This is a genomic window from Streptomyces sp. NPDC048295, from assembly GCF_040652135.1.
GTDB lineage: Bacteria > Actinomycetota > Actinomycetes > Streptomycetales > Streptomycetaceae > Streptomyces.
Genome location: NZ_JBEZLL010000002.1, coordinates 1 through 25,538, shown reverse-complemented (window position 1 = coordinate 25,538; position 25,538 = coordinate 1). Strand labels below are relative to the sequence as shown.

The window sequence follows — 25,538 nt, the reverse complement described above, 5'->3', positions numbered from 1 at the left end:
GGGGCACCGGGACGGGGTCAGCCGCTCCAGGTCCAGTCGGCCACCTCCGGCAGGTCCGTGCCATGTTCACGGATCCAGGCGTGATGGCGGGTGCGGACGTCCGCCATCGCCTGGCGTACCGCCACCGCGCGCACGCCGAGGCCGGGCACCCGGTCGATGACGTCCATGACCAGCCGGTAGCGGTCCAGGTCGTTGCGGACCACCATGTCGAAGGGGGTCGTGGTGGTGCCCTCCTCCTTGTAGCCGCGCACATGCAGCTGCGCGTGGCCCGCGCGCCGGTAGGCGAGCCGGTGGATGAGCCACGGATAGCCGTGGTAGGCGAAGATCACCGGCGTGTTCCGGGTGAACACCGCGTCGTACTCGGAGTCCGGCATCCCGTGCGGATGCTCCTCGCGGGGCAGCAACCGCGCCATGTCGACCACGTTGACCACCCGCACCGCCAGCTCCGGCAGATGCCTGCGCAGCAGATCCGCCGCGGCCAGGGTCTCCAGTGTGGGTACGTCGCCGGCGCAGGCGAGCACCACGTCGGGCTCGCGGCTGCCGTCCTCCGTGCCCGCCCATTCCCACACACCGGCGCCGCGGGCGCAGTGCGCGCGGGCCTGGTCGAGGGTGAGCCAGTCGAAGGAGGGCTGTTTTCCGGCCACGATCACATTGACGTAGTCGCGGCTGCGCAGCGCGTGGTCGGCGACCGAGAGCAGGGTGTTGGCGTCCGGCGGCAGATAGACCCGCACGACCTCGGGGCTCTTGTTGAGGATGTGGTCGACGAAGCCCGGGTCCTGATGCGAGAAGCCGTTGTGGTCCTGGCGCCAGACGTGCGAGGTGAGCAGGTAGTTGAGCGAGGCGATGGGGCGGCGCCAGGCCAGCCGGCGGGATGTCCTGAGCCATTTGATGTGCTGGTTGACCATCGAGTCGACGATGTGGGCGAACGCCTCGTAGCAGGAGAAGAGGCCGTGCCGGCCGGTGAGGAGATAGCCCTCCAGCCAGCCCTGGCACAGATGCTCGGAGAGCACCTCCATGACGCGTCCGTCGCGGGCGAGGTGCTCGTCGGTCGGCAGTATCCGTTCCTGCCAGGCCTTGGCGGTGGCGCCGTAGAGCGCGCCGAGCCGGTTCGACGCGGTTTCGTCGGGGCCGACGACGCGGAAGTCGCGACGCTCGGCGGTGGCGGCCATGACGGCCTCCAGCAGACCGCCCAGCACCCGGGTCGGCTCGTGCAGCACCGTGCCGGGCTTGCCGACCTCGACGGCGTGGTCGTCCAGCGGCGGGATGGGCAGATCGCGCAGGAGCAGACCGCCGTTGGCGTACGGGGTCGAGCCGAGCCGTGCGTCGCCCTCGGGCACGCAGGAGAGCACCTCGGGGCACGGCCGCCCCGAGGTGTCGAAGAGTTCCTCGGGCCGGTAGGAGCGCATCCACGCCTCCAGCTGCCGCAGATGGTCCTCGTTGTCCCGGACCCCGGGCAGCGGGACCTGGTGGGCGCGCCAGGTGCCTTCGACGGGCACCCCGTCGACCTCAGCCGGGCCGGTCCAGCCCTTGGGCGTGCGCAGCACGATCATCGGCCAGTGCGGGCGGCCGGTGTCGCCGCCGGTGCGGGCGGCGGCCTGGATCTCACGGATCCGGTCGACGGCCCGGTCCATCGCGGCGGCCATCGCCCGGTGGACGCCGACCGGGTCGTCGCCGCCGACGTACAGGGGGTCGTGCCCGTAGCCGCGCAGCAGGGCGTCGAGCTCCGTCTCGGGGAGGCGGGCGAGCACCGTCGGGTTGGCGATCTTGTAGCCGTTGAGGTGGAGGACCGGCAGGACGGCTCCGTCGTGCACCGGGTCGAGGAACTTGTTGGAGTGCCAGGACGCGGCGAGCGGTCCGGTCTCGGCCTCGCCGTCCCCGATGACACAGGTGACGAGCAGCTCGGGGTGGTCGAGGGCGGCCCCGTAGGCGTGGGTGAGGGCGTAGCCGAGTTCGCCGCCCTCGTGGATGGAGCCGGGTGTCTCCGGTGCCACGTGGCTGGGCACCCCGCCGGGGAAGGAGAACTGCTTGAACAGCAGCCCCATTCCTTCGGCGTCGCGGCCGACGTCGGGGTACGTCTCCGAGTAGCTGCCCTCCAGCCAGGAGTTGGCGAGGACGGCGGGTCCGCCGTGGCCGGGGCCCCAGACGCACAGACCCTGGACGCCCCGGGACCGGATGACACGGTTGAGGTGGGTGTGGACCAGGTTCAGTCCGGGCGAGGTGCCCCAGTGGCCCAGCAGGCGCGGCTTGATGTCCTCCCGGGCGAGCGGCCGGGTCAGGAGCGGGTTGTCCATCAGATAGATCTGGCCGACGGCCAGGTAGTTGGCGGCCCGCCAGTACGCGTCGAGTGCCGCGATCTCCTCGTCGGACGGGCCGGACGGGGCCGCCGGACCGGGGGCGTTGCTCATGGATGTCTCCAGCCGAAAAGTTCTAGGAGGTGGCGCCGACGGGCTCGGGGCCGTACCAGACCGTGGTCGCGTTGCAGAATGCGCGGATGCCCTGCCCGGCGAGCTCGCGTCCGTAGCCGGAGCGCTTGACCCCGCCGAAGGGCAGCGCGGGGTGGGACGCCGTCATTCCGTTGAAGAAGACACCTCCCGCCTCCAGGTCGCGTACGCAGCGCCGCGCCTCGTCCGGGTCGCGGGTCCATACGTTGGAACTGAGGCCGAAGGGGCTGTCGTTGGCGAGCGCGATGGCCTCGTCCAGCCCCTCCGCCCGGTAGAGCGAGGCGACGGGGCCGAAGGTCTCCTCGCGGTGGATGCGCATGGCGGGGGTGATGCCGGTGAGGACGGTGGGGGCGTAGAACCAGCCGTGCTCCAGCTCCGGGGCCAGGCCGTCGGGTCTGCCGCCTCCGCAGAGCGCGCCGGCGCCCTGTCGCAGCGCGTCGTCCACCAGCTCCTCCAGGTCGGTGCGGCCCTGTTCGCTGGCGAGCGGTCCGATGTCGGTGGACTCCTGCATCGGGTCGCCGACCGTCAGATCGCTCATGCCCACGGTGAACCGCTCGGCGAACTCCTCGTACACCTCCGTGTGCACGATGAACCGTTTGGCGGCGATGCAGGACTGCCCGTTGTTCTGGACCCGCGCGGTGACGGCGGTACGGGCGGCCCTGGCGACGTCCGCCGACGGCATGACGAGATACGGGTCGCTGCCGCCCAGCTCCAGGACGGTGTGCTTCACCTCGTCGCCGGCGATCGACGCGACGGAGCGGCCGGCCGGTTCGCTGCCGGTGAGGGTGGCCGCGGCGACCCGGCGGTCCCGCAGGATCGTCTCGACCGCCCCCGACCCGACCAGCAGGGTCTGGAAGCATCCCGCCGGGAATCCGGCCCGGCGGAACAGTCCTTCCAGGTACATCGCCGTCTGCGGGACGTTGGAGGCGTGCTTGAGCAGGCCGACGTTCCCCGCCATGAGGGCCGGGGCGGCGAACCGTACGACCTGCCAGAGCGGGAAGTTCCACGGCATCACGGCGAGCACGGCGCCGAGCGGCCGGTACTGGACGTAGGCCCGGGAGGCTCCGGAGTCCCGCACATCGGCGGCGGACGGATGCTCGTCCGCGAGGAGTTCCTCCGCGTGGGCGGCGTACCAGCGCATCGCCTTGGCGCACTTGGCGGCCTCCGCGCGGGCCGCCTTGACGGGTTTGCCCATTTCGACGGTCATGGTGCGCGCGATGTCCCGCTGGTCCTCGTCCAGCAGCGCGGCGGCCTGGTTCAGCAGGCGGGCCCGCTCGGCGAATCCGGTGGTCCGGTACTGCTTGAACGCGGTGTCGGCGGCGTCGAGCCGCTGCTCGATCCCTGCCTCGTCCAGTGCCTGAAACGTTCTGAGGGTTTCGCCGTTCGCGGGATTGACCGTCGCGATGGGCATGCCCGTGTCCTCCTTGACTCGGTTCTTCGACCGTGCCGCGCCGCAACGCGGGCCCCGCCGGGCGGACACCCGGCCGGCGCGGTCCGCGCGCGGTGCGCACGTCGTCCGCGCCGGTGGGGGGAAGCGTTCGGCGGGTACCGGAGCCGGCGGTCCCGGTGTCCCGGCTCAGACGAGAGCGGGGTCGGCCGCGGTCACGGGCTCGATGACGGGAGCGGCGACCACGACGGGCGAGCGGCGGAACTCGCGCACACCGGGCAGCGGCGGAAGCGGCGCCAGGCCGACGCTGTACGGCTCCTCGGCGTACCGGGTGAACCAGACGACCTTGCCCTCGGGCGTACGGCAGGTGCCCCAGCTGTCGCTCAGGGCCATGACCCGGCTCAGGCCGCCGCCACCGGCGCTGAGCAGCCGCGGCATCCCGGAGCCGTTGTCGGCGACGGAGACCGTGAGATGCCGCCCGGACCAGCGGAGTTCGACGACGCAGTTGTTGTCGTCACCGACATGCCGGTGGACATTGGTCAGCAGCTCCTCCACTCCCCGGCACACCGGCCGGATGTGGAGTTCGAGACTCCAGTGGCGGAGGTGTGCCGCGATTATTCGCCGCAGCTGGGACACACGCTCTGCCGAAACCTGGAGTTCGACCAGATAGTGCCGGTCGAGTGGAACGGTCATCGTCGAGGCTCCTCACATCGAGGCCCACTTGTCTTCGCCCCGTTGGACAACAACCCCCGAACACGAAGAGTGAGCAGATGTCACTTCTGGGTCACTCAACAGGGTGACCCGGCCGCACCGGTCGCGCAACACAGGGGACGACCGCCCAGGTCACAGGAGGTAGGGCAGCAGCGTGTCCGGGGTGAGCGGGAGGCTGCGCAGTCTGATACCGGTGGCATGCCGGACGGCGTTGCCGACGGCCGCGGCGGCGCCGACGATGCCGATCTCGCCGATGCCCTTGCTGCCCATCGGGTTGAGATGGGGATCCTCCTCGTCGATCCAGTGCGCCTCGATCTCCGGCACGTCGGCGCAGGCCGGTACATGGTAGGAAGCGAGATCACTCTCGGTGAAGTCACCGAAGACGGGGTCCATGGTGCTGGCCTCGGTCAGCGCCATGCCGATCCCCATGGTCATGCCGCCGATGAACTGGGAGCGCGCGGTACGGGAGTTGAGGATGCGTCCGGCGGCGAAGACACCGAGCATCCGCCGCAGTCGCACCTCTCCGGTCCGTGAGTGCACGGCGACTTCGGCGAAGTGCGCACCGAACGCGTGGCGTGCGTACGGGGACACCTCCGCGGTCTCCTGCCGGGTGTCGGCGGTGACGGTGAGCCCGTCGGTGGGGACCGGGCCCGTGCGCTCGTCCAGTTGCCGCCGCAACAGGGTGCATGCCTTGTGCACGGACCAGCCCCAGGAGGCGGTGCCCGACGATCCGCCCGCCAGCGGGGCGTCGGGCAGTTCGCTGCTGCCGATGTCGGTCCGGACGCTCTCCACCGGGGCACCCAGGGCGTCGGCCGCGATCTGCGCCAGCACCGTGCGGGCGCCGGTACCGATGTCGGTGGCGTTGACCCGGATGCGGTACGAGCCGTCCGGGGCGGCGTGCGCCGAGGCGCTGGAGGGGGCGATGTACACGGGGTAGGTGGCGGCGGCGACGCCCATGCCGAGCAGCAGCGGCCCCTCCTCACGGATCGCGGGGCGCGGGTCGCGGTCGTACCAGCCGAAGCGCGCCGCGCCCTTCTCCAGGCAGGCGGCCAGGCCGCGGCTGCTGAAGGCGCGCCCGGAGTCCGGTTCGTTCGCCGGGTCGTTGCGGATGCGCAGTTCGACGGGGTCCATGCCGAGGGCCGAGGCGAGTTCGTCCATGGCGGACTCCAGCGCGTACATGCCCGGAGCCTCGCCCGGTGCCCGCATCCAGGAGGGGCTCGGCACGTCCAGGGCGACCACCCGGTGGGTGGTGCGGCTGGTGGCGGAGCCGTACATGATCCGGCTGGGCACGGCCGCCTGCTCCACGAACTCCTTGATCGTGGAGGTGTGGGTGATGCTCTCGTGGTCGATGGCGGTGAGGTTGCCGTCGAGGTCGGCGCCGAGCCGGACGTGCTGGACGGTGGGGGCGCGATGACCCACCACGGCGGCCATCTGGCGGCGGGGCAGCGCGATCTTGACGGGATGCCCGGTGTGGTGCGCGGCCATGGCGGCCAGCACGGTCTGCGGGCGCGTGGTGCCCTTGGACCCGAAGCCGCCGCCGACGTGCTCGGAGACGGCGGTGATCTGCTGGGGCCGGATTCCGAACGCGGTGGCGAGGCTGTCGCGGACCGTGGTGGAGCCCTGGCTGGAGTCATGAACGGTCAGGTGCCCGTTCTCGTCCCACTGCGCCGTCGTGGCGTGCGGCTCCATGGGGTGGTTGTGCAGGGCGCCGACGGTGTAGGTGGCGTCGATCTGTACGGGTGCCATGACGAAGGCCCGGCCGGTGTCGCCGCGTTCGCGGACGGCGGGGTAGTCGCCGTTGACCGTCTCCGGGGTGTACAGGCCGGGGTGGTCCTCGGTCAGCAGGACGTCGTGCCCGGCGCTCTCGTACGTGATGCGCAGCGCCTCCGCCCCGGCGCGGGCGCCCTCCGGGGTGTCGGCCACCACGAGCGCGACGGGCCAGCCCCGGTGCGGGACCCGGTCGTTCTGGAGGACGGCGAGAATCGGGTCGTCGGGCTCCTTCAGCCGTGGGGCGTTCTCATGGGTGAGTACGGCGTGCACACCCGGCAGGGCCAGGGCCTCTTCCGCGCGGATGGCGTCGACGCGGCCGCGGGCGATGGTGGCGGGGACGGGCCGGCCGTACAGACACCCCGGCGGGGTGTGCTCGGCGGCGTAGCGGGCGGTGCCCGTGACCTTGTCCCGGCCCTCACGGCGGACGACGGGGGTGCCCAGTGGTGGCGGGGCCTGGCTCATGACGGGGTCCTCACGGCAGGGGTCGGCGTCGGTGCGGTCGGTCAGCTGTCGGCGGCGAGTTCGGCGAGCGCGTCGACGGCCAGGTTGCGGGCGAGGCCCACCTTGAACGCGTTGTCGCGCAGCGGCCGGGCGGCGGCGAGCTCGGCGTCCACGGCCCGCGCGAAGGTCTCCTCGGTGGCCGGCGCACCCTGGAGCACGTCCTCGGCGGCGTGTGCGCGCCAGGGCCGGTGGGCGAGTGCGCCGAAGGCCAGCGCCGCGTGCTCGATCCGGCCGGCCCGGACGCTCAGTACGGCGGCGACGGACGCGAGGGCGAAGGCGAAGGAGGCGCGGTCGCGGGCCTTGCGGTAGAGGGAGGCGGCGCCGTCGGGGCGCGGTGGCAGGACCACCTCGGTGATGAGTTCGCCCGGCCTGATCTCGGTGTCCCGGTCGGGGGTGTCGCCCGGCAGGCGGTGGAACGCGGTGGCGGACACGGTCCGTTCGCCGTCCGGCCCGTGCAGCAGGACGGTGGCGTCGAGGGCGGACAGGGCGACGGCCATGTCGGAGGGGTGGGTGGCGACGCAGTGCTCGGAGTGACCGAGTACGGCGAGGTCGCGCTGGGTGCTGTCACGGGCGGGGCAGCCGGTGCCGGGTTGGCGTTTGTTGCACGGCTTGGAGGTGTCCTGGAAGTACGGGCAGCGGGTGCGCTGCAGCAGGTTGCCGCCGGTGGTGGCGGTGTTGCGGAGCTGCCCGGAGGCGCCGGACAGCAGCGCCTGGGACAGGACGGGGTAGCGGGTGCGTACCGCGGGGTGGGCGGCCAGGTCGCTGTTGCGCGCCGTCGCGCCGATCCGCAGGCCGCCGTCCGCGGTGTCGGCCACCTGGTCAAGCGGCAGCCGGCTGATGTCGATGAGGAGCTCGGGGCCCTCGACACCGAGTTTCATCAGATCGACGAGGTTGGTGCCGCCGGCGAGGAACACGGCGTCGGGGCGGGCGGCGCTCTCCTGGACCGCTTCGTCGGCGGACCGGGCGCGGAGGTAGGCGAAGGGCTTCACGGCGCCACGTCCTCGATCGCCTCGACGATACGGGGGTACGCGCCGCACCGGCACAGGTTGCCGCTCATCCGCTCGCGGATCTCGTCGGCGCCGAGCGGTGCCGGGGCCGATCCGGGTGCGTGCCGGGGCGTGACGTGGGACGGGAAGCCGTCCGCCGCCTCGCCGAGCATGCCGACGGCCGAGCAGAGCTGGCCGGGGGTGCAGTAGCCGCACTGGAGGGCGTCGCGGTCCAGGAAGGCTTCCTGGAGCGGGTGGAGCCGCTCGCCGTCGGCGAGGCCCTCGACGGTGGTGATGGCGGCGCCGTCGTGGGCGACGGCGAGCAGCAGGCAGCTGTTGGCGCGCCGCCCGTCGACGATGACGGTGCATGCCCCGCACTGTCCGTGGTCGCAGCCCTTCTTGGCACCGGTGAGGCCGAGGTGCTCGCGCAGGGCGTCCAGGACGGTGGTGCGGTGATCGAGCGTGAGCGTCCGCTCGGTTCCGTTGATCTGCAGTGTCAGGGTGGAACGGTCACCGGTCGCCGCCGGTTGTCGCGCACCGTCGTCCCGCCCGCGAGAGGGGTCCACGCACTCGCACCTTTCAGAGGTGGCCTTTTGTCCGTTTTCTACCAGACGTGTGGTGACTTCCGGTTCCATTGCTCCGCTGCCGGGCCGCGATCCTTCGGCCTGTCGGCCCATCGGTCTACCGGCTGGAGAGGCGCAGCCGCACCTCCTCCTCCTGGTCGCCGGAGACGGTCCCGACGACCTTGACGTCGAAGGCGTGCGCCAGGCTCTGGCGGAGCCGCTCCACCGCCCAGTAACCCCCCTGCACGTCGACGCTGACGGGCGCGCCGAGCGCGACCGGCCCGGAGACCACCCTCGCCTCGGTGACGTCGACGGTCACCACCCATGCGGTGGGGCGCCTGCCCGCGAGGTTCTGCGGCACGTCGGCCGAGGCCCGGTCGGTGGTGAACGCGGCCCGCAGCACATCGAAGACCATCCGCGCGTCGGCCTTCTCGCACCCGCTGATGACGACCGAGACCTCCTCGACGTACCCGCTGTCCTGCGTCTGCTTCTCCTTGATGGTGTTCACCGCGGTTCCTTCCGCTCCGTGCCCCTGGGGCGATTCGGTGATGCCTCCAGGCTCACCCCGCGGCAGGGCGACGGCGACACGAGACCACCGGAATTCGAACGGATCGCCACCTCTCGAAGCGAAACGCCTTTCAGGTCATATCCACTTAAAACATGAATTCATGTGAATTATTGAGTGAGGGCCCCACCTCGGGGTATCCGGCAATCATGGACGTTTCGAACGCAGACCTGAGCTCGCTGGCCCTCACCTTCGCCGACGGGCGGGGCGCCACCGGGTCGGTGATGGGCATCGTCGGAGTGGTGCTGGTGGCCGTGCTGATCGGTGCGGTCTGGCTCGGGAGGCGGCGCCGGGCCGAGGAGCTGCCACCGCCCAGACCCGACGAGCAGCCACCACGGCCGGACCACCGCAGCCACATCGAGGAACGCGATGTGCACGGCGACGACCACTTCCCGCCCGACCGCCGTGGACTTTCGCCGTACGAACTCGGTGACCACGGGAACGAGCCCATCCCCCGCGAGACCGACGAGCAGCGCGACTGACGCCGCGGGCTTCCCGGCATCGGTACGCGGTGGGGGCATCGCGTGTTGCGGGGGCGGCCGCGCCCGGTGAGGCTGGTGAGGCCCGGCGGCCACGGGCGTACGCAGACCTCGCAACCGATGAAGGCAGTAGGACCATGACCGGAAGCCCCCCGGGGAGGGCGCCGACACCGGCGCCGCTGACCGGATCCGCAGCGCCCTGCTGGGTCAACCTCATGACCCGCGACCTGGGATCGGCACAGGAGTTCTACACCGCCGTGCTGGGGTGGACCTTCCGCCCGGCCAAGCTGGGGCAGGAGTTCTCGGTCGCACGCCGCGGCGACGTACCGGTCGCCGGGATCGGTGCGGTGGCGACCGCGTACCGGGTGGCCGTGGCCTGGACGCCCTATTTCGCCGTCACCGACGTCGACGCGGCCGCCTCACGCATCCGTGAGCGCAGCGGCACGGTCGCCGTGGGGCCGATGGCTCTCGGCAAGGGGCGCGGGGCGCTGGCGGCGGACCGGGACGGTGCGGTGTTCGGTATCTGGGAGCGGATCGAGCCCGCGACCTCACCGCCCGCGCCGGACGGCCACTCGCACGCCTGGCTGCGTCTGCACACCAGGAACGCCTTCGACGCCGCGATCTTCTACGGTGAGGTGCTCGACTGGGCGAGCGGGCGCCCGGGGTGCTGCGAGGTGTCGTACGACAAGGACGAGGTCATCGTCGAATGCGACGGGCGCCGGCTCGCCCGGATCAGCTCCGGGGCGGTGGAGGCGGCGCCCGACCCGCTGGTCCGCCCGCACTGGCAGGTGCACTTCCCCGTCACCGATGTGCCGGCCACGGTCGCGGCGGCGAGGGAGCACGGCGGCAGCCTGGTGGAGCAGCGGACCCTGCCCCATGGCAGCGAGGCGACCCTGCTGGATCCGGACGGCGGCCTCTTCACGGTCTCGGACCTCCGGGGGCTCGCGGCGGACGAATTCGGCTGACCGGGCCGTTCGTACGGCCGGGGCCGCGGTCCTCTCCGTGCGCGGACGAGGAGCGGGCCGGCGCCCGGGCCGGGAGGACGGACCAGCAGACCAGGAACCACAGCGCCATGGCTCCCACCAGCCTCGGGGCGACGGAGCCGTGCAGGGCCACGCGCAGTTCCTGGAGCAGATCGGTCCACCGCCGGTCCGCGCGTTCCTCGGGCGTCTCGTGGCGGCCGTCGTCGCGGCCCCGACCGTCGGGAAGACATGCTGTCGAGGTCACCGGGAGCCTCCGCCCGCATACCCGGAGTACTGCGCCTTGCCCCCTCCCCCACCGGAACCGGCCACCGAGGCCGGGATGCTGGCCGGATCACTCACCGGGCCTCGACGATCAGTTCGACCTCACCTACGATTTCGGTAACGGCATCGCGCGTCGGTCACCGGCCGGGTGAGGCGTGGAGGTGCCCGTGAGATGCCCGTTGGAGGCATTCCACAGTGTCAGTCGAGTTGAATCACACCATCATCCACTCCCGGGACAACCGGAAGTCCGCCGAGTTCCTTGCGGACATACTGGGGCTCGAAATCGGCGAGGAGTGGGGCCCGTTCATCCCGGTCACCACCGCGAACGGCGTCACACTGGACTTCGCGACCATTCCCGAAGCCTCGATCACCGTGCAGCACTACGCCTTCCTCATCTCGGAGGCGGAGTTCGACACCGCGTACGCCCGTATCAAGGAACTCGGGATCGAGTACTTCGCGGATCCGCACAGGAAGCATCCGGGCGAGATCAACCACAACGACGGCGGCCGGGGCGTGTACTTCCTCGATCCGGTCGGTCACGCCATGGAGATCATCACGCGCCCGTACGGCGGCTTCCCCTCGTAACACGGCGTCCTGAGAAGGGAGTCGGGCCGGGACTCACGCACGGGTCCCGGCCGGACCGCGCCGTGCCCGATCAGGAGACCGGCAGCAGCAGCTCGGGCCGGTCCCACATCACCGCGGGCGGGTTGGCGGCCAGGGTGCCGGTGCGCCGGGCACCCACACTGCGGTAGAAGCCCTCGGCCGGCGGGTGCGAGACGACACGGACCCCGGCGAGGCCGGCGCGTTCCGCCTCACCGCGCAGATGCCCGACGAGCAGCCGCCCGATACCGAGTCCCTGTGCGTCGTCGGCGACGAACATCAGGTCGAGTTCCGGCGGCTCGAGAACGAGCGAGTAGAAACCCAGCACCCGCTCGGTTCCGGGCTCCACGGCGGCGAAGACCCGATGGGTCTCGATGTAGTCGGGACCCACCCGGTATCCGGCGACCATGGCGGCGTACTGCCCCTCATAGGCGCGGGAGGACCTGACCAGCCGGGTGAGCCGCTTCGCGTCCCGGGCGGTGGCCCGCCTGATGCGCACGGTCTCCCGCCGCTCCCCGCCACCCTGGCGCGTAATGCTCGATTTCATGGGTGGAGTATTACGCATCCGGTCGCCGGGCACCCACTCGCGAGCCGATCGGGAGCTATGGGCGATCGCGCGCGGCACGCCATTCTTCGACGACGGCGTCGATGTCGAACGGCTTGAGGTTCAGCAACGGTCCCGGCGGCGGCCGCCGGACGGCCGACCGGATCTTCTCGTTGACCTCGGTCAGCATGCGCCGCACCTCGGCCTCCGTCCGCGCCCCGGACACGGCTTCGGCCACGTCCTGCGCCTCCTTGCGCAGGGCCAGCGTCGGCGGGAGCACCGACACACCCTCGCGCTGCATCTTCTGCTTGATCCACCAGTTCTCGTCGTAGGGAGCCCCGAGGCTTTCGAGCGGCTTGCCGAATCCCGGCAGCTGCGAGATGTCGCCACGCTGCTCGGACTCCCGGATCTGCTTGTCGACCCATGATTCGAAGCTGACGCCCGCAGGCTTGCGCTCGGTCAACGTACGCCCCTCTCGGAGGATTCGAAATCCGGTCCTTCCACGATACCCAGGGCCCGAGGGGGAACCCGGCACACCCTTGCCCACGCCTGCACAACGCGCCCTGCCACAAGGCCGGTTCGGGGCGCGAACCGCTCGCGTCAGTGGGCGTGCGCGGCGGGCTCCCCGGCGCCGCTCTCCCCGTGGGCACCGTCCCCGTCTCCCGGTTCCCCCACACGGACGGTGAACGCCGCCGTGCGCACCTTGCCCTCATGCTTGAAGTCGAGGAAGAGCCGGTACGTGCCCGCACTGGGCGCCGTCGCGGTGAACGACACCACCGGACCCGGCCCTCCCTCGTTCGGGTGGACGTGCAGATAGGCCAGGTCGCCCGAGCGCAGGGCGACCAGGTGCCCGTATGCGCCGAGGTAGGGCTCCAGATCGGTGACGGGACGGCCGTCCTTGCTGATGGAGGGCTTGAGTTCGCCGGCCCGGCCGGCGCGGAGTTCACCGCCGAGCGTGACGCGGTAGCCGTCGACCTCGGCGGTGGCGCCCGGGGCGGGCAGAGCGGCGGGACGATAGGCGCCGGAGACGGCCAGATCCGCTCCCAGCGTGAGGTTCTCGGCACCCGCCGCGGCCGGGGTGAAGTCGGCGAACACTCGGTAGCCGCCGGCTTCGGGCAGGTCGACCGGCGTCGACCAGGTGCCGTCGGCGTCACGGACGGGGTGCAGGTGCCGGTACTGGGTGAGGTCGGTGGAGGCGAGGATGAAGTGCAGTTCCTTGCCGTGCTCACGCCGATACGCGGTGACCTTGCGCCCGCTGTCGTCCTTGACGGCGAACCGGATCTCGGAGCGGACCCCGGCCCGGACCGTGGGCGTCTGAAGGGCCAGCGTGTAGCCGCCTTCGGACACCTGCAGTCCACCGGGTGCGTGGTCCGCCGCCGCCTTCGTCCCGCCCTCCTCTCCCCCGCCGTGACCACCGTGCTGCCCCGTGGGACGGTCCTCCGCGGCCACCAGCGGGTCGACGCCCCCGCCCACCGCGTACGCGGTCCCGAAGGTCGCGGCGAGCGCGGCGGCGAAGGCGGTGATCCTCAGTGCGTTGTTCATGACGGTTTCCTCCATCGGGTGGACCGGGAGGCAGCGCTTCCCGATGCACCACAACATACCCCCTGGGGGTATCGAGTCAACCCTGGGCACCTGCCGTTCCGGGAATCCGCGGGAGGAGAGAACGACCGGATCGCCGCTCAGGCGGGCACCACCAGTCCGTCGCGCAGCCGTTCCACCGCCGCTCGGGGAATGCGCAGACCGTCGCTCACATAGCCGTCGAGCCCTCCCCACCTCTCCTCCACCGCGTCCAGCGCAGTGTCGAGGTAGCGCGGGCGGACCTCGGTGATCGCGGACGCGATCTCCGGCTCGCCGCCCGCGTCGAGGAAGTCCTGCACGTAGGGCGCGAAAGCGGCTCTCAGCACGGGGTTCACCGCGAGGAACTCGGCGCGCACGACCTCACGTGACGCGCCGAGCATCATCAGGAGAAGAGCGGTGCCCCAGCCGGTACGGTCCTTGCCCGCCGTGCAGTGGAAGAGCACCGGGCGGGCACGCTCGTCGGCAGCCGTCTCGACGAAGGCCCGGTAGGCGGCGGACGCACCCGGCGAGAGCACCATCTGCCGGTAGGTGTCCGCGAACAGACCCTCCGCCTTCCCGCCGCCCAGCGTCCGCCCCGCCTCGGCGGGATCGGTGAGCAGCGCACGCAGCCGGGCAGGCGCCACACCCGGGTTGTCCCCGAGCACATCGGCGACGAACAGCCGCGCCCCGGGAGGCAGCCGGTCGGGTGCCGCGGCGCGCTCGTCGGCGGTCCGCAGATCGACGACGGTGCGGATGCCGAGCGCGGCCACCTGCGAGTCCTGCGCCGCGTCCAGCCCGCTGAGCTGCCCGGACCGCAGCACGGCACCCGCCCGGACCCGGTGATCCGGGCCCAGGGCGATGCCGCCCAGGTCGCGCAGGTTGAGGACAGTGGATGCCGGGACGGCCCTGGCTGTTTGCACGATGAACTTCCCCTTTTCCCGACGGGTATCCGAATTCATTCGACCTGGCCTGATCAAACGTCGCATGCGGTCGGGAAATCGACAAAGTAAAACGCCGGACGGCATCGATCGGGGGCACCGGCGAAGGCCATGCAAATGTGAAATCGCAACCGCCTCCACCCTGGTCAGCGGCACACCACACCAATAGCGGTGTCCTTTCCGGAAAACCGGCCGAGGGGCTCCGCCGATCGGCGCGCGACGCGACAAGAAGACCCTCGAATTCCGGGACCGGGGATTCCCGCAGGCCGCAGGACGGACCGGCCGGCGAAATCTTCACCCGCGCGCGGTGGCCGGTCGTCTACGCGACGGTGGGTGAAGGATCAAGTGCGCTCCGGAGAGGGCAAGGTCACAAGCGGAAGCCATGCTGCCCTCAAGCGCCCTGACCTAGCATCTGGGCATGACGGTCCTGCCTGCCGACGGGCTTTCGTTGGCCGCCGAATTCCCCGCCCCCGCCCATGAGCACTGGCAACGCCTCGTCGAAGGCGTGCTGCGCAAGTCGGGCAAGGACGCCGAGGGTCCGGCCGCCGAGGAAGCACTGTCCACCACGGTGGAGGACGGGCTCATCACCCGCCCCCTCTACACCTCGCGCGACAGCGCGCCCGATGCCGGATATCCGGGCTTCGCCCCCTTCACCCGCGGCAGCAAGCCCGAGGGCAACGCGGCGGACGGCTGGGACGTACGGCAACGGCACAGCCTCGCGGATCCCGCGCGCCTCAACGAGGCGGTACTCGCGGATCTGGAGAACGGCGTCACCTCGCTGTGGCTGACCGTGGGCGGTGCCACGGGTGTTCCGGTGTCCGCGCTGGCGGGGGCCCTGGACGGCGTCTACCTCGATCTGGCCCCCGTGGTGCTCGATGCCGGCGGTGAGACCGACGTCGCGGCGACGGAGCTGCTGCGGATCTGCGCGGAGCGGGGAATCGACCCGGCGAGTGTGCGCGGAAACCTCGGCGCGGACCCGTTCGGGGCGGGGGCCCGCAGCGGCGCCGAGCCCGATCTGTCGGCCGCGGTCCACTGGGCACAGCGGTGCGCACGGGAGCTTCCCGGGCTGCGGGCGCTGACCGTCGACGCGCTGCCGTACCACGAGGCCGGCGGTTCGGCGGCCGAGGAACTGGGCGCTTCGCTGGCGACCGGTGTCGCCCTGCTGCGGGCACTGACGGACGCCGGCCTGTCGGTCGAAGACGCCTGTGGGCAGCTGGAGTTCCGGTACGCGGCAACCGCCGACCAGTTCCTCACCATCGCCAAGCTGCGGGCCGCGCGCCGGCTGTGGTCCCGGGTGGCCGAGGTGTGCGGAGCGGCCGGGGCCGGTGCCCAGCGCCAGCACGCGGTGACGTCGTCGGTGATGATGACGCGGCGCGATCCCTGGGTGAACATGCTGCGCACGACGCTGGCCTGTCTGGGCGCGGGTGTCGGCGGCGCCGACTCCGTCACCGTGCTGCCGTTCGATCACGCGCTGGGCCTGCCGGACGCGTTCGCCCGGCGCATCGCCCGCAACACGTCGACGATCCTGCTGGAGGAGTCGCACCTGGCCCGGGTCATCGACCCGGCGGGCGGCTCCTGGTACGTGGAGCGGCTCACCGCCGAACTCGCCGACGCCGCATGGTCGTTCTTCCAGGAGATCGAAGGCTCCGGCGGCCAGGCCGCCGCCCTTCGCTCCGGGATGATCGGCGAGCGTCTCGCGGCCACCTGGGCGGCGCGCAGCAAGGATCTGGCGCGCCGGAAGGAGCCCATCACCGGGGTCAGCGAGTTCCCGCAGCTGTCGGAGCGGCCGGTGGAACGCGAACCGGCCCCGGACGGTCCGGCCGCGGCCCCGGACGGTCTGCCCAGGGTCCGCCGCGACGAGGCGTTCGAGGCGCTGCGCGCCCGGTCGGACGCGCACCTCGCGGCGACCGGGGAGCGGCCGAAGGTCTTCCTCGCCGCGCTCGGTCCCGCCGCGGCGCACACCGCGCGGCTGTCGTTCGCCGCCAACCTCTTCCAGGCGGGCGGCATCGAGCCGGTCCACGGTCCGGTCCCGGTCGACGCGGCTTCGGCCGCCGCCGCGTTCCGGGCCGGCGGGGCGACCGTGGCGTGCCTCTGTTCCAGCGACGCGCTCTACGCCGAGCAGGCCGCGGCGGTCGCCGGGGCGCTGGGGTCGGCGGGCGCGCTGCGGGTGTTCCTCGCCGGCCGGCCCGCCGGGTACACCGGCGTCGACGAGTACGTCTTCGCGGGCTCCGATGTGGTGGCCGTGCTCTCCTCCCTTCTCGACCGTATGGATGTGGCGTAATGCGTATCCCTGACTTCTCCGGCATCGAGCTCGGTCCGGGCGCCGCCGCCGAGGCGTCCGAGGAGCGGTGGCGCACCTCGGTGAAGGAGTCCTCCGGCAGTTCCGACGGCGACCTGCTGTGGGAGACCCCGGAAGGCATCGCGGTCAAGCCGCTGTACACCGGGCACGACCTCGAAGGGCTCGACTTCCTCGGTACGTATCCGGGCATCGCCCCGTATCTGCGGGGCCCGTACCCGACGATGTACGTGAATCAGCCCTGGACGATCCGTCAGTACGCCGGGTTCTCCACCGCCGAGGAGTCCAACGCCTTCTACCGCCGCAACCTCGCGGCCGGGCAGAAGGGTCTCTCCGTCGCCTTCGACCTGCCGACCCACCGCGGCTACGACAGCGACCATCCGCGGGTGACCGGCGACGTCGGCATGGCGGGCGTGGCGATCGACTCGATCTACGACATGCGGCAGCTCTTCGACGGCATCCCGCTGGACCGGATGTCGGTGTCGATGACGATGAACGGCGCGGTGCTCCCCGTACTGGCGCTGTACATCGTGGCCGCGGAGGAACAGGGCGTCGGGCCCGAGAAGCTGGCCGGGACCATTCAGAACGACATTCTGAAGGAGTTCATGGTCCGCAACACCTATATCTATCCGCCGAAGCCCTCGATGCGGATCATCTCCGACATCTTCGCGTACACCTCGCAGAAGATGCCGCGCTACAACTCGATCTCCATTTCCGGCTATCACATCCAGGAGGCGGGTGCGACGGCCGATCTGGAGCTGGCGTACACCCTCGCGGACGGTGTGGAGTATCTGCGGGCCGGGAAGAACGCCGGTCTCGACGTGGACGCGTTCGCGCCGCGGCTGTCGTTCTTCTGGGCGATCGGCATGAATTTCTTCATGGAGATCGCGAAGCTGCGGGCCGCCCGGCTGCTCTGGGCCAAGCTGGTCAGGGAGTTCGAGCCGAAGAACGCCAAGTCGCTCTCGCTGCGCACCCATTCGCAGACCTCGGGGTGGTCCTTGACCGCACAGGACGTGTTCAACAACGTCACCAGGACCTGTGTGGAGGCGATGGCGGCCACCCAGGGGCACACCCAGTCGCTGCACACCAACGCACTCGACGAGGCGCTCGCGCTGCCGACGGACTTCTCCGCCCGGATCGCCCGCAACACCCAGCTGCTGCTCCAGCAGGAGTCGGGCACCGGCCGGGTGATCGACCCGTGGGGCGGCAGCGCGTACGTGGAGAAGCTGACGTACGACCTGGCACGCCGGGCCTGGCAGCACATCCAGGAGGTCGAGGCCGCGGGCGGCATGGCGCAGGCCATCGACGCGGGCATTCCGAAGCTCCGGGTGGAGGAGGCCGCGGCCCGCACCCAGGCACGGATCGACTCGGGGCGTCAGCCGGTGATCGGGGTGAACAAGTACCGGGTGGAGAGCGATGAGCAGATCGATGTGCTCAAGGTCGACAACTCCTCGGTACGCGCCCAGCAGATCGAGAAGCTGCGCCGGCTGCGCGAGGAGCGCGACGAGCCGGCCTGCCGGGCCGCGCTGGACGCGCTCACGGCGGCGGCCGAACAGGGGCCCGGCCCCGGTCTCGAAGGCAATCTGCTGGCCCTCGCCGTGGACGCGGCCCGCGCGATGGCGACCGTGGGCGAGATCTCGGACGCCCTGGAGAAGGTGTACGGGAGGCATGCGGGTCAGATCCGTACGATCTCCGGTGTGTATCGCAACGAGGCAGGTGAATCCCCTTCCGTGGACCGGACCCGGGCGCTGGTGGACAGGTTCGAGGAGGCCGAGGGGCGCCGTCCGCGCATCCTGGTCGCCAAGATGGGGCAGGACGGCCACGACCGCGGCCAGAAGGTGATCTCGACCGCCTTCGCCGACCTGGGTTTCGACGTCGATGTCGGCCCGCTGTTCCAGACGCCGGCCGAGGTGGCGCGGCAGGCGGTGGAGGCGGACGTGCACATCGTGGGTGTCTCCTCGCTGGCCGCCGGGCACCTCACGCTGGTGCCGGCGCTCCGTGAGGAGCTGGCGGCCGAGGGGCGCGAGGACATCATGATCGTGGTGGGCGGGGTGATTCCGCCGCAGGACGTCGAGGCGCTGCACGAGTCGGGCGCGACGGCCGTGTTCCCGCCCGGCACCGTCATCCCGGATGCCGCGTACGACCTGGTGACGCGGCTCGGTGCCGCGCTCGGTCACGAGCTGTGAGCCGCTGACCCGATGGCTCCGAAGATCGACATCGACAGCTATGTGAAGGGGGTGCTCGACGGGAAGCGGGCGCACATCGCGCGCGCCATCACTCTCGTCGAGTCCACCCGCCCCGATCACCGGGTGCTGGCCCAGCGGTTGCTGCGCGAGCTGCTGCCGCACTCCGGCGCCGCCCGGCGGATCGGCATCAGCGGCGTGCCGGGGGTCGGGAAGTCCACCTTCATCGACGCGCTGGGCACCATGCTCACCGGGCTCGGGCACCGGGTCGCGGTGCTGGCCGTCGACCCGTCCTCCAGCCGTACGGGCGGCTCCATCCTGGGCGACAAGACCCGGATGGAGCGGCTCGCGGTGGACCCGGCGGCGTTCGTGCGTCCGTCCCCCACCGCCGGGACCCTCGGCGGGGTGGCCAAGGCGACCCGGGAGTCCATCGTGGTGATGGAGGCAGCGGGGTACGACGTGGTGCTGGTGGAGACGGTCGGCGTCGGGCAGTCGGAGACGGCGGTGGCCAACATGGTCGACACGTTTCTGCTGTTGACGCTGGCCCGGACCGGCGATCAGCTCCAGGGGATCAAGAAGGGTGTGCTGGAGCTGGCGGACGCGATCGCGGTCAACAAGGCGGACGGCCCGCACGAGCGCGACGCCCGCGCGGCCGCGCGTGAACTGGCGGGTGCGCTGCGGCTGATGCACCCGGTGGACGCGGCGTGGACGCCTCCGGTACTCACGTGCAGCGCCCGTGAGTCGGCCGGTCTCGACACGCTGTGGGAACGGCTGGAGCAGCATCGCGCGCTGCTGGAATCGACCGGCCGGCTCGCCGCGAAGCGCCGTGACCAGCAGGTCGACTGGACCTGGACGATGGTGCGGGACGAGCTGCTGGAGAGTCTGCGCGGCCATCCGCAGGTGCGCGCGCTCACCCCGGAGCTGGAACAGCGGGTACGGGACGGCGAGTTGACGGCCACCCTGGCGGCCGAGCGGATCCTGGCCGCGTTCCGGGGCACGGCCTGATCCTGAAGAAGGCCGGTGGCCGGGGCCTCGCCCCGGCCACCGGACGGACCGCTCCTACAGGTCGAGCTGGTACTCGACCGACCTGTGCGTCGGTTCGTAGCCGAGCTCGTCGTTGATGCGCCGCATGTACGTATTGCTGTCGGCGGTGTCCGTCAGCAGCCCCGCCAGGCCCGGGTGGCTCTCGCGGGCCTGGAGGACGGACCACGTCTTCATCCACCGGCCGAGGCCGTGCCCGCGGTGCTCGGGGAGGACTCCGGTGCCGTAGTGCTGGGCGTCGCCCCTGCCCTCGCCCGGGACGACCAGTTCCGTGAAGCCCACGATCGTGGCGTCGGACTCGTCGACCGCCGCGACCGTGTGGAGCAGGTCGCCGCGTGCCGCGACGGCCGCCGCCACGGACCGGACCCGGTCCACGTCCCAGACGACCGTGCCGAAGTCGGTGTCGTCCATGGGCATGTCGTCCATGGCCCGGCGGGACGCGGCGAACGTCGCCGCGAGCTCGTCCGGTACGGTGCCGTCCCAGGAGATGAGCCGGTAGCCCGGATGCGGCTGCCCGACCGCTTCGCGCAGCGCCCCGGTGTCGGCCTTCGTCAGCGGGAGCCGTACGTAGGTCAGGGTCAGCACCTTGCGCAAGCCCTTGGCCCGCAGGAAGCCCTCCCCCGGGGAATCCGCCTCGACCTGCGAAATGACGCTGCGCCTGCCCTCGTCGCGGGCGGCGGCGACCGCTGCCTCGAACAGCCGCGAGCCGACCCCTTTGCGGCGCTCCGCCGGGTGCACATGCGCCTCCAGTTCGGCGAGGTGGTCCTGGCCCTCGCGGGTGAAGACGCGCAGGAACGCCGAGCCGAGCGGGCTGCCCTCCGCATCGGAGGCGAGCCAGGCCAGCCGGTGGCTCCCGTCGGCCCGGGCGGGGTCGGCGAGTGCGGTGATGCGTAGGGACAACGTGACTCCTCCGCGCCCGGGGCGCCGGTCGGAAACGGGGTGAACGGGCGGGTGGCCCGGAGAACCACATCACTCCGTGAATGCCGCGGCAACCGGATATCGGGGCCTCGGCCCCGCCCCGCCCCGCCCGTGGTACGGTGCAGTCAGCACATGTGTCCGCCTCGATTCGAGGCGCCGGTGCAGATTCACCTCTCCGAAGCCGCCGCGCCCGTCTCCTTCCGACCGGCGATCCGGCTCTCCGCGTCACCTCACCCAGTTCGGGCCCGGCTTTCTCCGTCCGAGCTTTCCCGCCCGTCGTGCGGGGCGTGATCTCTTCCGCCCGCGCCGTCCGGCCCCTTCATTCGCCATGTCCGCGAAAGGACCGCTCTCCATGACCAGCACTCTTGAACACCCGCTCCTGCAGCAGGAGTTGACAGCCGAGGAGGCCCGAGGCGTCCTCGACCTCACCCACCAGGGCAACGGCGCGCTGCGCGTCCGGGGCGATCGCCCCTCCCCCGACGACGTGGTGGTCCCGGCCGCACTGATCCGCCGCCACGGCCTGCGCCGGGGCGATGCCGTCGAGGGGCTCTGCGACCGGCCGCGCACCCTGTCCACCGTGGAGCGGGTCAACGGCCTTTCCCCGCAGGCCCTTCGCGCCCGTCCGCACTTCCACGACCTCACCCCGCTCCACCCCGGGCAACGGCTGCGGCTGGAGACACCGTCCGGCGGCCCCGCGATGCGTCTCGTCGACCTGGTCGCACCGATCGGCAAGGGACAGCGCGGACTCCTCGTCGCCCCGCCCAGGACCGGAAAGACGGTGCTGCTCCAGCAGATCGCCGCCGCCCTCGCCGAGAACCACCCCGAGTGCCGTCTGATGGTGGTGCTGATCGACGAACGCCCCGAAGAGGTCACCGACATGCGCCGGTCCGTGCGGGGCGAGGTGCTCGCCTCGACGTTCGACCGGCCCGCGAAGGAACACATCGCACTCGCCGGTCTCGCGGTCGAACGCGCCAAGCGGCTGGTCGAGCAGGGCCAGGACGTCGTCATCCTGCTCGACTCCCTCACCCGGCTGTGCCGCGCCCACAACAACGCCTCCGCCGCGGGCGGACGCACCCTCAGCGGCGGCGTCGACGCGGCCGCCCTGCTCGGGCCCAAGCAGTTCTTCGGCGCCGCACGACGCGCCGAGGAGGGCGGCTCCCTCACCATCCTTGCCACCGCGCTGGTGGAGACCGGCTCCCGCGCCGACGACTACTTCTTCGAGGAGCTGAAGAGCACCGGCAACATGGAGCTCCGGCTCGACCGCCGGCTCGCTGAGAAGCGCATCCACCCGGCCGTGAACATCGCCGCGTCCGGCACCCGGCGCGAGGAACTCCTCGTACCGGAGAGCGAGTTGCGAACCATACGGGGGCTGCGGCGCGCACTGCACGCGAGGGAACCGCAGAACGCGCTGGAGACACTGCTCGACCGGATCCGCCGCACCCCGGACAACCCGGCCTTCCTCCGCGCGGTCCACCGCACCGTCCCCGAGGCCTGAGCCCGCCCGGGCGGCGCCGGCCCGGCGCGATAGCGTGGCAGCGACCTTGCATGATCAGCGCCTCACGAACACAGGGAGAGCAGCCACATGGAGTTCCGCCGGCTCGGCCGCAGCGGCCTGACCATCAGTGAGATCGCTTACGGAAACTGGCTCACCCACGGTTCCCAGGTGGAGGAGGACGCGGCGGTCGCCTGCATCCGTGCCGCCCTGGACGCCGGAATCACCACCTTCGACACCGCTGACGTCTACGCCGAGACCCGGGCCGAAGCCGTCCTGGGCCGGGCACTCAGGAACGAACGCCGCGAGAGTCTGGAGGTGTTCACCAAGGTCTACTTCCCGACCGGTCCCGGACACAACGACCGGGGGCTCGGCCGCAAGCACATCATGGAGTCCATCGACAATTCGCTGCGCCGCCTGCAGACCGATTACGTGGACCTGTACCAGGCCCACCGCTACGACCACTCCACACCGCTGGAAGAGACCATGGAGGCCTTCGCCGATGTCGTCCGCTCCGGCAAGGCCCTGTACATCGGTGTTTCGGAGTGGACGGCCGGCCAGCTCCGCGCCGCGCACGGACTCGCCCGCGAGCTGCGGGTGCCGCTGATCTCCAACCAGCCGCAGTACTCGGCGCTGTGGCGGGTCATCGAGAGCGAGGTGGTGCCCGCGTCCGAGGAACTGGGCATCGGCCAGATCGTCTGGTCCCCGATCGCCCAGGGCGCGCTCACGGGCAAGTACAGGCCCGGCGCGCCGCTGCCGGCCGGTTCCCGGGCGACGGACGACAAGGGCGGCGCGAACATGATCGCCGACTGGCTGCGCGACGACGTGCTGGAGCGCGTCCAGCGGCTGCGGCCGCTCGCCGACGCCGCCGGTCTCAGCCTGGCCCAGCTCGCGGTCGCGTGGGTGCTGCAGAACTCCAATGTCTCCGCCGCGATCATCGGCGCCTCCCGGCCCGAGCAGGTCACGGAGAACGCCGCTGCGGCCGGTGTGACGCTCGACGCGGAGCTGATGAAGGGGATCGACGACATCCTGGACCCGGTGGCCGAGCGGAATCCCGGTCTGACGGCCGGGCACGCGGGCAACAGCTGACCGGCCGGCGGTTCCGCGCCCGGGGCCCCGCTCGCCGCGGGGCCCCGGGCGCAGCGGCGCGCGGTCAGCTGCCGGTGTGCAGCGAGGCGGTGTGCTCGCGGACCTGCGCCGGTGTGAGGTAGGCGTCCGTGTACTCGAAGTCGCGGAGCTTGGCCGGCTGCCGGGACAGGAATCCGGTGCGTACGAAGTCGTCGCCCGCGACCGCGTTGAGCACCCAGTTGGTCATCACCCGCGCCTTGGCGACATTGGTGCGCAGCGCCGACCAGTGGTAGCCGCGGGCGACGGCCTGGGCGGGGACTCCGTGCAGCTCGACGCCGAGCGGCTTGGAGACCGCGTCCTTGCCGCCGAGGTCCACGACGAGGCCCAGGTCCCTGTGGACGTAAGGCTGGAGCGGCTGGTGGCGCAGGGTCGCGATGAGGTTGGCGGCGAGCCTGCGGCCCTGGCGCGTGGCGTGCTGTGCGGTGGGCGGGCAGACCGCTCCGTCGCCCTTGCTCAGGTCCGGTACGGCCGCGCAGTCGCCGAGGGCGAAGACCCCGTCGAAGCCCGGCAGGCGCATCTCCGGGGTGACGGCCAGCCGGCCGCGTACCGTCTCCGCGTCGAACGTGCTGACCAGCGGGCTCGCGGTGACGCCCGCCGTCCAGATCAGGGTGCGGCAGGGCAGCACCCGGCCGTCGGTGAAGGTCACCTTCTCGGGGGCGGCCTCGGCGATCGAGACCCCGAGCGACACCTCGATGCCGCGGGCGCGCAGCACCTCCAGGGCGCTTCGGCCCAGCTTGTCGCCCAGCTCGGGCATCAGCTTCGGGGCGATGTCGATGAGGTGCCACTTGATGAGCTTCGGGTCGAGCCTCGGGTAGTGCCTGACCGCGTTGGTGGTGAGACGCTGCAGACAGGCGGCCGTCTCGGTGCCGGCGTAACCGCCGCCGACCACCACGAACTGCAGGCGCGAGGCGCGTTCGTTCTCGTCGTGGCTGGCGTCCGCGAGGTCGAGCTGGGCGATCACATGGTCGCGTACGTAGGCGGCCTCGGCCAGTGTCTTCATGCCCCGCGCGTTGTCCACCAGACCGGGGATGTCGAAGGTACGGGTGACGCTCCCGGCGCTGAGCACGATGTAGTCGTAGGGCTCATGGACGATCTCGTCGGTGATCTTGCGGATGATGCAGATCTTCGCCTTGGGATCCACGCCGATGGCCCCGCCCGGAACGATCCGGGTGCGGTGCTTGCGGCTGCGGCGCAGCGACACGGCGACCGACTGCGGGGTGAGCACGCCCGCGGCCACCTGCGGCAGCAGGGGGAGGTAGAGCTGGTACGAGAACGGGGCGACGAGCGCGATCTCCGCCTCACCGGGGACGAGCCCGCGCTCCAGACGGCGTACGCATTCCACTCCGGCGAATCCGGCTCCGACAACGAGGATCCTGGGTCGTGCCACAGTGTTCGTCCCTTCTCGGGCCTGTACGGTCTTCCGTTCGCCTGCCGTCGCACGCGCCCGTCGTCCCATCTTCACGAGGTCCGGACGAGTTCGCCTGCTGGGAACGGCGGACGGACGACGACGCCCGGTCAGCGGGTCAGCAGGGCGAGGGCGGTACAGGTGCCGCCGACCGCGCCGGCGAACACGACACCGGCGGCCACGCAGCGCGCCTTGAGCAGGCGGTAGCGCGCCTCGTACTCGCCGCGCAGCGAGGTGGCGCGGGCGGAGATGCGGGCGAGCGTCGCCCGTGATGCGGCGAGGCGGTCGGCGGTGTAGACGCGTTCCACGTCCTCGCGCTGGGCCGTGGTGAGCCAGGGCAGCTCGTCGGTGAAGCGGGCCGCCCGGCGGCGGGCCTCCTCGACCTCGGCACTCCACAGCAGGTAGCCCTGCAGCTGTGCCAGGCCGCGGGCACTGTCCTTGTCGGGGTCCACTCGCTCCTCCTCTCGCCGGGCCGCCGCGCTCTCAGGCCCGGTCGTCTCCCGGGGTCCGGGGCAGCTCCGTGTCCGTACGGTTGAGGGCTTCGTCCAGCGCGCGGACCGAGGGGTGGTGCAGGTCGAAGGCCGGGGATTCGGAACGGATCCGGGGCAGGGTGAGGAAGTTGTGCCGCGGCGGCGGGCAGGAGGTCGCCCACTCCAGCGAACGGCCGTAGCCCCACGGGTCGTCGACCCCGACGTTCTTGCCGTACTTGGCGGTCTTCCACACGTTGTAGAAGAACGGCAGCATCGACAGGCCGAGCAGGAACGAGGAGATCGTCGAGATCGTGTTCAG

At 71.5% G+C, this 25,538-nt stretch carries 23 protein-coding genes and 1 pseudogene; 8 read left to right on the top strand and 16 right to left on the bottom strand.

All coding sequences use genetic code 11. From position 1 onward, the window contains the following. Window positions 1–17 precede the first annotated feature (17 nt). The 7 genes from AB0D53_RS02540 to AB0D53_RS02510 form a co-directional block, all read right to left on the bottom strand. The gene (locus tag AB0D53_RS02540; protein WP_362438920.1) at window positions 18–2,405 is read right to left on the bottom strand and encodes a phosphoketolase family protein; all 2,388 of its coding nucleotides are present in this window, start codon (window positions 2,403–2,405) and stop codon (window positions 18–20) included. A gap of 22 nt (window positions 2,406–2,427) precedes the next feature. Then, window positions 2,428–3,852 (bottom strand): NADP-dependent succinic semialdehyde dehydrogenase, encoded by a 1,425-nt coding sequence (locus AB0D53_RS02535; protein WP_362438917.1) that lies wholly within the window; start codon window positions 3,850–3,852, stop codon window positions 2,428–2,430. Window positions 3,853–4,017: 165 nt separating this feature from the next. Then, a complete protein-coding gene (locus AB0D53_RS02530) occupies window positions 4,018–4,521 on the bottom strand; it encodes an ATP-binding protein (protein ID WP_362438914.1) in 504 nt (167 codons plus the stop codon). Window positions 4,522–4,671: 150 nt separating this feature from the next. Further along, entirely contained in the window at window positions 4,672–6,771 is a 2,100-nt protein-coding gene (locus AB0D53_RS02525) for a xanthine dehydrogenase family protein molybdopterin-binding subunit (protein WP_362438911.1), read from the bottom strand. A 41-nt stretch (window positions 6,772–6,812) separates the two neighbouring features. Beyond that, a complete protein-coding gene (locus AB0D53_RS02520) occupies window positions 6,813–7,799 on the bottom strand; it encodes a xanthine dehydrogenase family protein subunit M (RefSeq protein WP_362438908.1) in 987 nt (328 codons plus the stop codon). After that, a complete protein-coding gene (locus tag AB0D53_RS02515; protein ID WP_362438905.1) occupies window positions 7,796–8,362 on the bottom strand; it encodes a 2Fe-2S iron-sulfur cluster-binding protein in 567 nt (188 codons plus the stop codon). The genes AB0D53_RS02520 and AB0D53_RS02515 overlap by 4 nt, the downstream gene beginning before the upstream one ends. Before the next feature lie 115 nt (window positions 8,363–8,477). Continuing rightward, window positions 8,478–8,867 (bottom strand): hypothetical protein, encoded by a 390-nt coding sequence (locus AB0D53_RS02510; RefSeq protein ID WP_362438902.1) that lies wholly within the window; start codon window positions 8,865–8,867, stop codon window positions 8,478–8,480. 206 nt (window positions 8,868–9,073) lie between these two features. Between AB0D53_RS02510 and AB0D53_RS02505 the strand changes: the two genes are divergently transcribed. After that, window positions 9,074–9,406 carry a DUF6479 family protein gene (locus AB0D53_RS02505; protein WP_362438899.1) on the top strand — a complete coding sequence of 111 codons (333 nt, stop codon included), beginning with the start codon at window positions 9,074–9,076 and terminating at the stop codon, window positions 9,404–9,406. 134 nt (window positions 9,407–9,540) lie between these two features. Then, window positions 9,541–10,368: a VOC family protein gene (locus tag AB0D53_RS02500; RefSeq protein WP_362438896.1), complete on the top strand. Its 828-nt coding sequence runs from the start codon at window positions 9,541–9,543 to the stop codon at window positions 10,366–10,368. Here the strand turns inward: AB0D53_RS02500 and AB0D53_RS02495 are convergent. After that, the gene (locus AB0D53_RS02495) at window positions 10,322–10,630 is read right to left on the bottom strand and encodes a DUF6328 family protein (protein WP_362438893.1); all 309 of its coding nucleotides are present in this window, start codon (window positions 10,628–10,630) and stop codon (window positions 10,322–10,324) included. The two genes, AB0D53_RS02500 and AB0D53_RS02495, sit on opposite strands and share 47 nt — an antisense overlap. Before the next feature lie 212 nt (window positions 10,631–10,842). Between AB0D53_RS02495 and AB0D53_RS02490 the strand changes: the two genes are divergently transcribed. After that, window positions 10,843–11,232 (top strand): VOC family protein, encoded by a 390-nt coding sequence (locus tag AB0D53_RS02490; RefSeq protein ID WP_362438890.1) that lies wholly within the window; start codon window positions 10,843–10,845, stop codon window positions 11,230–11,232. 70 nt (window positions 11,233–11,302) lie between these two features. Here AB0D53_RS02490 and AB0D53_RS02485 read toward each other — a convergent pair whose 3' ends face one another. The 4 genes from AB0D53_RS02485 to AB0D53_RS02470 form a co-directional block, all read right to left on the bottom strand. Then, window positions 11,303–11,794 carry a GNAT family N-acetyltransferase gene (locus AB0D53_RS02485; protein ID WP_362438887.1) on the bottom strand — a complete coding sequence of 164 codons (492 nt, stop codon included), beginning with the start codon at window positions 11,792–11,794 and terminating at the stop codon, window positions 11,303–11,305. Window positions 11,795–11,849: 55 nt separating this feature from the next. Continuing rightward, window positions 11,850–12,254, bottom strand: coding sequence for a DUF1992 domain-containing protein (locus AB0D53_RS02480; protein WP_362438884.1), 405 nt, complete (start codon window positions 12,252–12,254; stop codon window positions 11,850–11,852). Window positions 12,255–12,391: 137 nt separating this feature from the next. Next, entirely contained in the window at window positions 12,392–13,333 is a 942-nt protein-coding gene (locus AB0D53_RS02475) for a hypothetical protein (RefSeq protein ID WP_362438881.1), read from the bottom strand. Between the two features lie 137 nt (window positions 13,334–13,470). Beyond that, window positions 13,471–14,268 carry a tyrosine-protein phosphatase gene (locus tag AB0D53_RS02470; RefSeq protein WP_362438878.1) on the bottom strand — a complete coding sequence of 266 codons (798 nt, stop codon included), beginning with the start codon at window positions 14,266–14,268 and terminating at the stop codon, window positions 13,471–13,473. 436 nt (window positions 14,269–14,704) lie between these two features. Between AB0D53_RS02470 and mutA the strand changes: the two genes are divergently transcribed. The 3 genes from mutA to meaB are packed head-to-tail and all read left to right on the top strand — an operon-like array spanning window position 14,705 to window position 19,770. After that, a complete protein-coding gene (mutA, locus tag AB0D53_RS02465) occupies window positions 14,705–16,567 on the top strand; it encodes a methylmalonyl-CoA mutase small subunit (protein WP_362438875.1) in 1,863 nt (620 codons plus the stop codon). Next, the gene (gene scpA, locus AB0D53_RS02460; RefSeq protein WP_362438872.1) at window positions 16,567–18,768 is read left to right on the top strand and encodes a methylmalonyl-CoA mutase; all 2,202 of its coding nucleotides are present in this window, start codon (window positions 16,567–16,569) and stop codon (window positions 18,766–18,768) included. The genes mutA and scpA overlap by 1 nt, the downstream gene beginning before the upstream one ends. A 12-nt stretch (window positions 18,769–18,780) precedes the next feature. Further along, on the top strand, window positions 18,781–19,770 hold the full coding sequence (gene meaB, locus AB0D53_RS02455; protein ID WP_362438869.1) for a methylmalonyl Co-A mutase-associated GTPase MeaB: 990 nt from the start codon (window positions 18,781–18,783) through the stop codon (window positions 19,768–19,770). 54 nt (window positions 19,771–19,824) lie between these two features. Here the strand turns inward: meaB and AB0D53_RS02450 are convergent, their stop codons facing one another. Then, complete coding sequence (locus tag AB0D53_RS02450; RefSeq protein WP_362438866.1) at window positions 19,825–20,706, bottom strand: GNAT family N-acetyltransferase; 882 nt, start codon at window positions 20,704–20,706, stop codon at window positions 19,825–19,827. Window positions 20,707–21,076: 370 nt separating this feature from the next. Between AB0D53_RS02450 and rho the strand changes: the two genes are divergently transcribed. Together rho and AB0D53_RS02440 are read left to right on the top strand one after the other, a co-directional pair. After that, window positions 21,077–22,219 (top strand): transcription termination factor Rho, encoded by a 1,143-nt coding sequence (gene rho, locus AB0D53_RS02445; RefSeq protein WP_362438863.1) that lies wholly within the window; start codon window positions 21,077–21,079, stop codon window positions 22,217–22,219. 87 nt (window positions 22,220–22,306) lie between these two features. Continuing rightward, window positions 22,307–23,305, top strand: a complete 999-nt coding sequence (locus AB0D53_RS02440; RefSeq protein WP_362438860.1) for an aldo/keto reductase family protein — start codon at window positions 22,307–22,309, stop codon at window positions 23,303–23,305. Between the two features lie 64 nt (window positions 23,306–23,369). On the opposite strand, the gene AB0D53_RS02435 is transcribed toward AB0D53_RS02440, so the two are convergent. The 3 genes and pseudogenes from AB0D53_RS02435 to AB0D53_RS02425 all read right to left on the bottom strand — a co-directional run. Next, entirely contained in the window at window positions 23,370–24,731 is a 1,362-nt protein-coding gene (locus AB0D53_RS02435; RefSeq protein WP_362438857.1) for an NAD(P)/FAD-dependent oxidoreductase, read from the bottom strand. Between the two features lie 128 nt (window positions 24,732–24,859). Then, window positions 24,860–25,201, bottom strand: coding sequence for a hypothetical protein (locus tag AB0D53_RS02430; protein WP_362438854.1), 342 nt, complete (start codon window positions 25,199–25,201; stop codon window positions 24,860–24,862). A 31-nt stretch (window positions 25,202–25,232) separates the two neighbouring features. After that, a pseudogene (locus AB0D53_RS02425) lies at window positions 25,233–25,538 on the bottom strand (cytochrome ubiquinol oxidase subunit I); the annotation flags it as partial.

What these genes read in the sequence shown, in the direction of transcription:
- AB0D53_RS02535 (WP_362438917.1), bottom strand. Translation starts at nt 3,852, where the DNA reads ATGCCCATCGCGACGGTCAATCCCGCGAACGGCGAAACCCTCAGAACG.
- AB0D53_RS02530 (WP_362438914.1), bottom strand. Translation starts at nt 4,521, where the DNA reads ATGACCGTTCCACTCGACCGGCACTATCTGGTCGAACTCCAGGTTTCG.
- AB0D53_RS02540 (WP_362438920.1), bottom strand. Translation starts at nt 2,405, where the DNA reads ATGAGCAACGCCCCCGGTCCGGCGGCCCCGTCCGGCCCGTCCGACGAG.
- AB0D53_RS02505 (WP_362438899.1), top strand. Translation starts at nt 9,074, where the DNA reads ATGGACGTTTCGAACGCAGACCTGAGCTCGCTGGCCCTCACCTTCGCC.
- AB0D53_RS02500 (WP_362438896.1), top strand. Translation starts at nt 9,541, where the DNA reads ATGACCGGAAGCCCCCCGGGGAGGGCGCCGACACCGGCGCCGCTGACC.
- scpA (WP_362438872.1), top strand. Translation starts at nt 16,567, where the DNA reads ATGCGTATCCCTGACTTCTCCGGCATCGAGCTCGGTCCGGGCGCCGCC.
- AB0D53_RS02475 (WP_362438881.1), bottom strand. Translation starts at nt 13,333, where the DNA reads ATGAACAACGCACTGAGGATCACCGCCTTCGCCGCCGCGCTCGCCGCG.
- AB0D53_RS02525 (WP_362438911.1), bottom strand. Translation starts at nt 6,771, where the DNA reads ATGAGCCAGGCCCCGCCACCACTGGGCACCCCCGTCGTCCGCCGTGAG.
- meaB (WP_362438869.1), top strand. Translation starts at nt 18,781, where the DNA reads ATGGCTCCGAAGATCGACATCGACAGCTATGTGAAGGGGGTGCTCGAC.
- AB0D53_RS02485 (WP_362438887.1), bottom strand. Translation starts at nt 11,794, where the DNA reads ATGAAATCGAGCATTACGCGCCAGGGTGGCGGGGAGCGGCGGGAGACC.
- AB0D53_RS02440 (WP_362438860.1), top strand. Translation starts at nt 22,307, where the DNA reads ATGGAGTTCCGCCGGCTCGGCCGCAGCGGCCTGACCATCAGTGAGATC.
- mutA (WP_362438875.1), top strand. Translation starts at nt 14,705, where the DNA reads ATGACGGTCCTGCCTGCCGACGGGCTTTCGTTGGCCGCCGAATTCCCC.
- rho (WP_362438863.1), top strand. Translation starts at nt 21,077, where the DNA reads ATGACCAGCACTCTTGAACACCCGCTCCTGCAGCAGGAGTTGACAGCC.